Source organism: Pacificibacter marinus, from assembly GCF_018860505.1.
In the GTDB taxonomy this organism is placed as follows: Bacteria; Pseudomonadota; Alphaproteobacteria; order Rhodobacterales; family Rhodobacteraceae; genus Celeribacter; species Celeribacter marinus_B.
In genome coordinates this window covers 1-9,865 of record NZ_JAHKPU010000016.1, presented here as the reverse complement: position 1 = coordinate 9,865, position 9,865 = coordinate 1, and the positions used below count along the sequence as shown (strand labels likewise).

The following is a 9,865-nucleotide window of genomic DNA, read 5'->3' as shown; positions in this document are numbered from 1 at the left end:
CTCAAATCCGAAGCCAGCTTCGCTGCTTTGTGCGGCGTCAGCCCAGTTCCGGCATCATCAGGCAAAACGACACGGCACCGATTGAATCGAGGTGGCGACCGCGCGGCAAACAGCGCGCTCCACATCATCGCAATTGGGCGACTACGTCTGGACCCGAAGACAAAAGAATACGTTGCGCGTCGCACAGCTCAAGGCCATTCAAAACTCGAAGCTATTCGATGCCTGAAACGATACATCGCACGTGAAGTCTTCAACATCATCGCACGCCGCTACAAACAGATAAATCAGACTCAAATCGCTGCTTGACACTTAGAAGGGCGTCCAGGGCTGCCAATTTACCAGTGGCGCGTGGATCGACGTGTTGATGGATGCAAAGATAAAGATCAGCATGAACGGCAAAGGCGCTTGGCGTGACAATCGGATGATTGAACGACTTTGGCGGTCGTTAAAGTATGAATGCGTTTATCTAAATGCCTTTGAGACAGGTTCTCAGATGTGGGCTGGGATCGGCAAATGGCTGACCTACTACAACTCTGAACGCCCACATTCGACCCACGGCATATTGGCCCCCGATGAGGCAGATGAAAGCAAAATAGAACCAATGAGATTAGCAGCCTGAAATGAAACGCTGATCCATCTTAACAAGGCTGTAAACTGGTCGAAAACTAGGACCACCTCGTTCGAAGACCGCGTGCTCACCGGCCTGCACGACAGCCTGCTCCACCCCAAACTGCTGGAAGCCTTCGTGGAAGAATACCACCGCGTCTTCAATCAAAACGCAGCAGGCGCAACTGCGGAGCGCGAGCAAGCCCGTAGCGATCTCGCCAAAATCGATAAAAAGATCAACGGCATCATGACAGCAATTGAGGACGGGATGTATCAACCTAGCATGAAGGACCGCATCGCAGAGCTGGAACGCAAGAAGCAGTCCCTGGAAAGCCTCCTTGAGCAAAGCCCTGAGCCGCCTGCCCTGCGCTTGCATCCGAGCCTGTCACAGGCTTACCAGCGTAAGATCCGCAATCTGTCGTCAGCCCTGCAAGACCCTGCACTCAAGACAGAGGCGACAGAAGCGCTGCGGGGGCTGGTTTCTGCGATACGGATGCTGCCCGACGAGACCGCACCAAACGGGCATCGCATTGAACTCGTTGGAGAATTGGCGGCCATTCTGGCATTGGGGGACGCAAAAACGACAAAACCCGCAACAAATGCGGGTTTGGGGTCGATTACAATGGTTGCGGGAGCTCGAATTGATAAATACTTGCCTTTGTATAGAGCCCCTGCCCTAGCTAACCAAAAGCCTTGCCTCTGCGTGGCCAATCTCATCCATTTGTTGTCAGGATATTGCGCAATAATGTCTCAACAGTAGAGGCAAGTTATACATTATACCAACCAATAAACTGCACCATGAAGACCGCCTGCCAACGGTCTCCCTAATCGCTTTTTAAACGCCATCAGCGCAGCATTTCCAGTCGCGCCCTGCAACATATGTTTGCGATCATAATCTCTTATCGATGTATTCGTCTTTTTCGCATGTAGGACAGGCCCATAATACACACAGGAAGCAACAGAATAGCCAAGGACAGGCAAACCAAAACAAGAGAGATTGGACGCTCGAAAAACACGCTGACGTCACGGTGAATTATAAGCGTCCGACGCAAGTTTTCTTCTAAGAGCGGGCCTAGAACTGCACCAAAGGCGAGCGGTAGCACAGGGATATTCAAACGAATAAACGCAAAGCCGACAGCGCCAAAAAATATTGCGACCCAAACGTCAACAACCGCATTGCGCACCGCATAAGCACCGAGCAAACACAGAACCAAAACGGCTGCCGTCAACAGCCGTTGCGGAATAGCCAAAATCTTTCGATAAACAGGAATGCCGATCAACCCTGCGACAAGAGCAGTAAGCAGAATTGCGACGAAAAGCGCGCCGTAAATTGTGACGACTAAATCCGGTTGATTTTCAAACAAGCCCGGCCCAGGACGCAAGCCGTGCAACAACAAAACTCCAATCAAAACTGCTGTGATACTGTCACCAGGAATACCAAGTGTCAGCATCGGGATCAAAGCGCCCCCCACACAAGCATTATTGGCCGCTTCGGGTGCAACCACACCGCGCGGGATACCTGTGCCAAATTTTTCAGGCGACTTAGACAGTCGTTTTTCACACGCATAGGCAAGCGCCACGGCCACGGCCGAACCTGCGGCGGGGATTGCGCCAACAAATGTGCCAATGGTCGAACTGCGCAATACTGTCGGCAATTCCCCCAAAAGCTCAGAAAACTTTGGCCAAGTGCGCGCGCGAGATACGGCAACTGCGGGAGTATCGGTTTTAGATCTGATCAACAGAGACAGGACTTCGGCAATGCCGAATAGCCCGATAGCAAGCGGGATAATGTCAATTCCGCCCTGTAGGTCGGCCGTTCCAAAAGTAAAGCGTGGCACATCTGTAACCTGATCGCGCCCCACCAAGCCGATAATCAGCCCCATTGCACCAGCTGCCAAGCCACGCAACATATCGCCAGAAGAGGCGTAGGCAACGAGTGCCAAACCAAACAACACCACGGCCGCATACTCAGGCGACCCGAATTGCAACGCATAGGTTGCGATTGTTGGCGCCAAAATGACGAGAAAAATCCAACCTATGATGCCACCAAAAATGGAGGCTATCAGGGCATAAGCCATCGCTTCAGCGGCCTTGCCTTCGCGGGCCATCGCGTTGCCATCAAGCAGCGTGATCATAGCGCCGGGTGTTCCGGGAATGTTAAGCAAGATTGCTGAAACCGATCCCGCATAAACGCTGGAAAAGAACACAGCGAGCATCAAAACCATAGCTGGCGCGGTCTCCATTCCATAGGTGAACGGCAACATAACAGCCAACGCCATGGTCGAGCTGACACCAGGCAATGCGCCAAACACAAGCCCTAGAACAACACCTATCAGCGCCAGCCCTAACATGTAGGGCGAAAACAGATTGTAAATGATCGTTGAAAGCAAGTCATAGGTCATAGCGGCACCGATAGCCCAAAATGAAAGAGCGCGTAGAGAATAAGCCCTATGACGCCTCCGAAAACGGCCGTGAAAAACCAAGGCACATTGTCAGAACGCCCAGCAAGAACGGCCAAAGCAGCACCGATGAGACACAAGGCCAGAGCCGCCCCCAAGATATGGCGCAAAGGCAGAAAAGCGCACATGAGCGCAACAGCAAGCGCTGCAGGCCAGAGCGACATAAGAGAACTTTGGTTTGAGCTCGCAGTTGTTTTTTTGAGGCCAAACCATCCGCGTAGTGTGAGACCGCCCCCCGCCAAGCCCAAAGCCGCCAATAAGATAAGCGGCAACAAAGCGGGCCCCGGATCACGCGCGAAGTCATCGTGCAAACGACCCGCTTGACTGAAGTGAACTCCAGCCAAGCCTAAAGCCAAAGCAAGGCACAAGCAGCCCGACACGATATCATTAATGACCTCGCCTCGATCCGTTTGTATGTCGTGATATTTATTTAGGGTTTGTGACAAGCCCTGCCTCCTCCAGAACAGGGTAAACCTGCTCGTCAAACGCCGTAATGCGGGCACTGGCTTCTTCTGCTCCCAAAGGTTCGATCATATAGCCTGCGGTGTTGGCGAGCGTGATAAACTCTTCTGCCGATAACACTTCGATCAATGCTTCTGATAAAATTGCCGCCACATCGGCAGGTAGTCCTGCGGGGGCGACAATGGCACGAAAATCACCAGCCAGCACATCATAGCCCTGCTCTTCAAAGGTTGGAATATCAGGCGCTAGAAAATGTCGCGCCCCTGACATCACACCAAGAATACGGACATCGCCAGATACTGCGTGCTCCAAAACTTGCGGCAGTGGAACTGTTGCACTTTCAACCTCGCCCCCCAAAAGAGCCGTCACAGTCGGCGCATAGCCAGCATATGGCACCTTGTTCAGCTCTAAACCCAAAGCGGATTCCATGATCGCAGCAGAAATATAAGATGCGCCACCGGGAGGATCATTGCCATTAGGCACATCGCCGGGCGCCTCTTTGACAGCAGACACATAATCGTCAAGGGTTTGATAAGCTGTTCCAGCCCCGACTGTCAGCGCACCGGGGTCAGGCCCAAAGAATGACAGGACATCAAGCTGGTCCATCATAACAGGCTCATCAGTGGTATACTGTTGGATCACACTGGATGCCCCCAGCATGCCGATTGTGTAGCCATCAGCATCAGCTTTTGCCAACTCGCGCATACCGGTCAATCCACCTGCACCATCGTAGTTTTCAATCACCACCGGCACCCCCAGCGCGCCGCTTAAATGATCTGCGACCATACGGCTGGTTGTGTCCTGCCCACCCCCTGCAGGCCAGTTGACAACCCATGTGATTGGCCCTTCCGGGAAGGTTTGCGCAAAGGCGCTCACGGCGAGTGTACTTAGAAGGGAGGCAGCCCCCAATGTCGCTTTTAATTTCACAGTACGTTCCTTTCGATACCTTATTCTAGTGCAGATCATTCTTGCTTGCATATTCAATTGACCAATTATTTTTGTTATTGTATACAAGAAATACGAAATATAACGACACATATGCAATAATAGATCAATTGGTGATCGGATGGTTAAAATATGAGCACAATTGACGCAAAGAAAGACAATACGCGCCCAACCGGTACACTTGGAGCCTTAGTTGAGGCACAGATTGAGCAAGATATTGTAGAAGGTCGCTTTCTACCCGGAGATCGACTCGATGAGGAAAATCTGGCCACACGATTAAGCACATCGCGCACGCCTATACGCGAAGCCTTGCGCAAGCTGGCGGCAAACGGTTTGGTGACAATTCGACCACGATCCGGCGCGACGGTGAGCCGCCCAAGCCTAGCTTTGGTCATCGACTTATTCGAGGTCGTCTCTGAACTTGAGGCTTTTGCCGCACGCCTCGCTGCCCAGCGGGCGACGGATACCCAACTGGCCGCAATTCAAATAGCGCATGAAGACTGTGAGCGATTATCTCAATCATCTGATGCAGGAGCTTATTTCAATGCTAACCTTGTGTTTCATGGTGCGATTTGGTCTGCATCGAACAACGTCATGCTGGCCGAACAAATCGGGACTGTAAACAAACGGCTAGCACCTTACAGACGGCAAATCACGTTTCACCCAACCCGCAAACAAGACAGCCAGTCCGAGCATAGCCAGATTGCAAACGCGCTAGCCAATAGAAAGCCTGATGTCGCTGAAAAAGCGATGCGTGATCATGTGATGATTTTATCGGATGATGCCTTGCAGCTTGCGCGAACTCTAAGACTCTGAACTTAAAAGGCCAAAACACGATGGATTTACACCTAAACGGTAAGACAGCTCTGATCACGGGGGCTTCTATGGGAATCGGCGCCCATATTGCCGAAACTTTAGCGGCAGAAGGTGTAAACTTGCACTTAACAGCCCGCAGTGCCGATAAATTGGAAACGCTTAAGGCGCGGATTTTGGAATCATATGATGTGGCTGTGACCCTGCACCCATTGGATTTGGCAACGGAAACGGCCCCTGCGGCACTTTCCGAAGCCATTGAACAGGTTGATATTTTGGTGAACAACGCCGGAGCGATCCCAAGTGGTGATCTTTGGGATGTGAGTGACGCAGCATGGCGTAAAGGGTTTGACTTAAAGGTCTTTGGCTACATCAATATGTGCCGCATGTTTTACACTAAAATGAAAGCGGCAGGCGGTGGTGTTATTATCAACATCATTGGCAATGGCGGCGAAGTGCTAGACCGTGATTACATCGCAGGCGCAACGGGCAATATCAGCTTGATGGGCTTCACCCGTGCGCTTGGTGGCTATGCATTAGACGACAATATGCGCGTGGTAGGGATCAACCCAGGCCCGGTTAACACCGATCGCATTTACACGATGTTAAAAAAATGGGCCGAAAAAGACCTCGGCGATTCAAATCGTTATCAAGAGCTAGCCAATGGCTATCCACTGGGCCGCCCAGCTCACTGCCGCGAAATTTCAGATTTGGTGGCATTTCTAGCGTCTGAACGCTCAGGGTATACCAGCGGAACGGTTTTCACTGTCGATGGCGGCATCTCTGCACGGACGTCCATCGTATGAAACGCCTCGGCCTTTTGATCCCCTCTTCCAATGTTGTACTAGAGCCATTGGCAGCCAAACGGACAGATATACAAGTTCACGTGACGCGACTGGGGGTTTTGACTGTTAAGCTCGATCCAGTCTCGCAGGCGCAATTTGCCATAGACGCACATGTCGCTGCGGCCAAACTTTTGCACGATGCAAAGGTTGACGGCATTGTATGGGGCGGAACATCAGCCAGCTGGCTCGGTGTCGCGCATGACGAAGCATTCGTAGCGAGGGTGGAAGATGAAACCTGTATTCCAACGACAACAACAGTTTTGGAAATCAATCGTCAGCTCCGGACGATGGGCGCAAAGCGAATTGGCCTCGTCACGCCCTACACGTCAGATGTCGCGCAACGGATCAATCAAAATTACGAAACATTGGGATTTGAAATTGGGGCTTGGCGCGCTGACGGAGGAGACTTGAGCAATGATTTTGCCAAAATCTCAGAGGATATAATCGAAGGGATGATCCGCGACGTGGCACAAGAAAAAGTCGACGCCATCGTCATTATGTGTACCAATGTCGCCGGCGCAAGAATCGCTACTAACATGACCGAAATCCTTCGTGTGCCAGTGCTTGACAGCGCCATTGCAACATTGAACCTTCCGGCAAGTTTTTGGAAGTAATTTACACAAAAATGCCGATGTCGGTAATCCCATCAATCGTCCTATAAATTAGGGCCGGACCTATTTTATAGCGCTTAAGGATGGTCTTGCCCCGCTTACGTTCCAGTCTCCTAACTCATTTATGCAGCCTTTCGTTCGAAGGCCAAGGGGCTTTTGCCACCCAGCGATGAGTGACGGCGGCGTGGATTGTAAAAACCATTGATATACTGGAAGATCGCAGCTTCTGCATGCCGACGTGTGTCCCATTTGTTGCGCCAGATCAGCTCAGCCTTGATAGATTTGAAGAACGTTTCGACCATGGAATTGTCGTAGCAATTTCCTTTGCCACTCATCGATATCTTGAAGCCATGCTTCTTCAGACGCCTTTGGTACTAGTTTGAACAATATTGCGATCCACGATCCGTATGATGAATGCAGTCTTTCGGCGGTTTTCGCAGGGCGACCGCCATGTCCAAGGCACGGATCGTCAGGTCCCGTTTCATGCGGTTGCTGACAGCCCATCCAATGACCCGTCGAGAGTAAAGGTCGAGGATAACGGCGAGATACAGCTGGTAATCCCCCCATTTTTAATGGGGTCCAGCCATAGAATTCATGCGGCTGTTTTCAATTTCATTGCGGGAGTTATGCCGCCGATGCCCATGTTGGGCCGCTCGTTGTTGTAAGTCCAGAGCCATTCAGTCGCCCGGTCTTGTGCCTCCTCAATCGTTTCGAAGATGTATTGTCCCAGCCATTCGCCGCGAACGGTGCGATTATAGCGTTCGATATAGGCGTTTTGCTGAGGCTTGCCTGGCTGGATGTGTTCAAGCCGGATGTTGCGTTTCTCGGCCCACGTCATGAGCGTCCCACTGATATATTCTGGGCCGTCGCCAGTGGTTGCTCGAACCAGTGGCGCAATCACTGGCAACTCGACGCGAATTACCTGCGGCTGACCGCGCCATACCCTGTCATGCAATGATCCAGCACATTTAGTGTTCGGATCGAACGACCATCCGCCAGTTGATCCGCCATAAAATCCATCGACCATGTGTCGTTTGGGGCCTCAGGCACAGCCAGCGGCTCAGGTTTATCACGCTTCAGCCGTTTCTTGGGTTTGATCTATCACCCGTCAGGGTATTGTGCAGCAATGTCCCGAGAGGGCGCAGCTCCAGCTCGCAGTAGATCCGCGTCTCGGCAGATTGCTATGCAATCGCCTGCCAGCCAATGGATAGACGCGTTTGTGGTTCCAGCCATAGCCTTGGACGTTGCGCAGATACAAAAACATAGGCCAAAGCCCCAAGTGCGCTTATTCTCGGTCAACCGTTCCAGCCAATCGGCGATCTCCTCGTTCTCGTCGCTCAGGATTGGGCTGTAGCGGTAGCACGTCTCGCTGATCTCGAACGCACGGCAGGCCAGCGCAATGCTGAACCCGTTCTGCGCGACCGCATTCATGGCCATCCACTGACCGGCAGGGCATTGCGTAGCAATGTCCCGAGAGGTTCCCGCCTTTGAGACGGCCTTAGCGCTTTTTTCCAAGCGCTTCCTTCAGTAAGTCGTTTTGCATGCTCATTTCGGCATACATGCGCTTCAGGCGGCGGTTCTCCTCCGCCATATCCTTCATTTCTGAAATCAATGACGCATCCATGCCGCCGAACTTCGCCCGCCATTTATAAAAACCTGCGCTGCTCATTCCATGCTCTCGGCAAAGCTCAGAAACCGGAACACCGCCCTCCGCCTGCTTCAACACCGCCCCTCTCGGCAGATTGCTGCGCAATCGCCTGCCGGGCAATGCATGATCTGCGCGTCGCTGTGTCGTCCATTCTTCATCGTAAATCTCCTCAGATATCTTGCCGAGAAAATTCTACTTTTGAACAACACTAATTTTAGGGGGGATTACCCAGCCAACCCTCACTGGTCCAGATATAGCTGATGTCACCTGCCCATTTTTGATTGGGGCCAGTCGCTGAGAAATTCTGATCCAACAGATTTGGTGCGATGTTGAACGTGTGGTTGCTATCCATTGTCACCGTGTATTTCTGGGTTCTTATGATCTTGATGCCATTCTCACGCACAAACGTCCCGCCCTTCGGTGACCGACGTTCAGGCCCCCTTCCTACAGCTCTTCAGTCATCTGGGGCCGCCCGTAGCTTTCCAAGCTCAAGCGGTGCTGTTCACGGATATGAGCCAAGATTACCATATCATCACGCTGTCGCTGGCTCATAGGGCGCACCCGCCACGCGCGGAAACCACGTGATGTAACCCGCATAACTTTGCACAGAAACTCAACTGGCCATTCTTCTTTCCACGCGTCGATGAACGCAAATCTCACCCACTGCCCGGCAGTGCATTGAAAATGCACGAGAGGGGGCTTTGGCCTGCAAAGAAGATCGCCGCCTTTTTAACACTTCCCTCTCCTCGCGCAGCAAACGGACTTCTTTGCGAAGCCGCGTGTTCTCCTTTTCCACGTCTTCATGCGGTCCTGACATCAGGTCATCGTGTTGATGTTGTTGAACCCATTTGTTCAGCGTCGAAAGCCCAACACCCAAATCCGATGAAAGTTGAGGCCGCGTTAATCCACTCATTGTCGCCATCCGTACCGCATCACGCCAAAACTCGTCTGTGTATCTCTTTGCCATTCTTTATCTCCTTCATAGCAAACATTGCTCGAAAGAGACCGGAACTAAAACGCGACAAGACCAGTGTTCTGCGACGCATACGCCAAGGAGCGCAACCGCCTGCAGGCCTCAGCCTCGCAGAACCGTAAGGCCCTCATCAAAGAGCTGGCGACCGTTAAAGCCGACCATGCCAAGCTGGTCGACGCGATCCTCGCGGGCATCCCAGCCGATCAGGTCAAAGACCGGATGCTGGCCTTTGACGCGCGCCGCATTGAGTTGGAGGCGCAGCTTGAACGCGACACCGCCCCCTCACCCATCCGCATCCACCCAAAGATGGCGGAGACCTACCGCGACAAGATCAGCGATCTGATTTCGCAACTTCAGGAACCCGATGGCATGCTGGAGGCAAAGGATGCCCTGCGTGGTCTGGTGGATCGCATTGTGCACACGCCAACGGAGCCAGAGGGCAAACTGTCCGTCCACCTTCATGGCGCCCTTGCTGATCTCTTGTCGCTCAGCTTGGGCGTAAA

Annotated in this window: 8 protein-coding genes and 5 pseudogenes; 7 read left to right on the top strand and 6 right to left on the bottom strand. The window is 52.5% G+C overall.

Translation table 11 applies throughout. The features are described from left to right. The 3 genes and pseudogenes from KO503_RS03165 to KO503_RS03155 form a co-directional block, all read left to right on the top strand. On the top strand, positions 1-306 hold a 306-nt coding region (locus KO503_RS03165; protein ID WP_215990141.1), incomplete at its 5' end, for a transposase. Positions 307-322: 16 nt separating this feature from the next. Beyond that, a pseudogene (locus KO503_RS03160) lies at positions 323-580 on the top strand (transposase); the annotation flags it as partial. A gap of 111 nt (positions 581-691) precedes the next feature. Further along, positions 692-1,366, top strand: a complete 675-nt coding sequence (locus KO503_RS03155; protein ID WP_215990139.1) for a hypothetical protein — start codon at positions 692-694, stop codon at positions 1,364-1,366. 139 nt (positions 1,367-1,505) lie between these two features. Here the strand turns inward: KO503_RS03155 and KO503_RS03150 are convergent, their stop codons facing one another. Genes KO503_RS03150 through KO503_RS03140 form a run of 3 tightly spaced genes read right to left on the bottom strand, consistent with a single transcriptional unit; the run spans position 1,506 to position 4,454 of the window. Next, the gene (locus KO503_RS03150) at positions 1,506-3,008 is read right to left on the bottom strand and encodes a tripartite tricarboxylate transporter permease (protein ID WP_215990138.1); all 1,503 of its coding nucleotides are present in this window, start codon (positions 3,006-3,008) and stop codon (positions 1,506-1,508) included. Continuing rightward, positions 3,005-3,511 carry a tripartite tricarboxylate transporter TctB family protein gene (locus tag KO503_RS03145; RefSeq protein WP_215990137.1) on the bottom strand — a complete coding sequence of 169 codons (507 nt, stop codon included), beginning with the start codon at positions 3,509-3,511 and terminating at the stop codon, positions 3,005-3,007. Before KO503_RS03145 ends, KO503_RS03150 begins: the two co-directional genes overlap by 4 nt. After that, entirely contained in the window at positions 3,492-4,454 is a 963-nt protein-coding gene (locus KO503_RS03140; protein WP_215990136.1) for a Bug family tripartite tricarboxylate transporter substrate binding protein, read from the bottom strand. Before KO503_RS03140 ends, KO503_RS03145 begins: the two co-directional genes overlap by 20 nt. Before the next feature lie 150 nt (positions 4,455-4,604). On the opposite strand from KO503_RS03140, the gene KO503_RS03135 reads away from it, so the two are divergent. From KO503_RS03135 to KO503_RS03125, 3 genes are read left to right on the top strand one after another with little or no spacing between them, the layout of a single operon-like run. Further along, positions 4,605-5,288, top strand: a complete 684-nt coding sequence (locus KO503_RS03135) for a GntR family transcriptional regulator (protein WP_215990135.1) — start codon at positions 4,605-4,607, stop codon at positions 5,286-5,288. Between the two features lie 20 nt (positions 5,289-5,308). After that, entirely contained in the window at positions 5,309-6,091 is a 783-nt protein-coding gene (locus KO503_RS03130; RefSeq protein ID WP_215990134.1) for a short-chain dehydrogenase/reductase, read from the top strand. After that, positions 6,088-6,744, top strand: coding sequence for a maleate cis-trans isomerase family protein (locus KO503_RS03125; protein ID WP_215990133.1), 657 nt, complete (start codon positions 6,088-6,090; stop codon positions 6,742-6,744). Before KO503_RS03130 ends, KO503_RS03125 begins: the two co-directional genes overlap by 4 nt. A 119-nt stretch (positions 6,745-6,863) precedes the next feature. Here the strand turns inward: KO503_RS03125 and KO503_RS03120 are convergent. The 3 pseudogenes from KO503_RS03120 to KO503_RS17720 all read right to left on the bottom strand — a co-directional run. Then, positions 6,864-7,292: pseudogene (locus tag KO503_RS03120) on the bottom strand (IS3 family transposase); the annotation flags it as partial. Positions 7,293-7,333: 41 nt separating this feature from the next. Beyond that, positions 7,334-8,514: pseudogene (locus tag KO503_RS03115) on the bottom strand (integrase core domain-containing protein). Positions 8,515-8,618: 104 nt separating this feature from the next. Continuing rightward, a pseudogene (locus KO503_RS17720) lies at positions 8,619-9,356 on the bottom strand (IS3 family transposase); the annotation flags it as partial. 63 nt (positions 9,357-9,419) lie between these two features. On the opposite strand from KO503_RS17720, the pseudogene KO503_RS03105 reads away from it, so the two are divergent. After that, positions 9,420-9,865, top strand: a pseudogene (locus tag KO503_RS03105) (recombinase family protein); the annotation flags it as partial.

Coding starts and splice junctions, on each gene's coding strand:
- KO503_RS03150 (WP_215990138.1), bottom strand. CDS start 3,008: ATGACCTATGACTTGCTTTCAACGATCATTTACAATCTGTTTTCGCCC.
- KO503_RS03135 (WP_215990135.1), top strand. CDS start 4,605: ATGAGCACAATTGACGCAAAGAAAGACAATACGCGCCCAACCGGTACA.
- KO503_RS03130 (WP_215990134.1), top strand. CDS start 5,309: ATGGATTTACACCTAAACGGTAAGACAGCTCTGATCACGGGGGCTTCT.
- KO503_RS03125 (WP_215990133.1), top strand. CDS start 6,088: ATGAAACGCCTCGGCCTTTTGATCCCCTCTTCCAATGTTGTACTAGAG.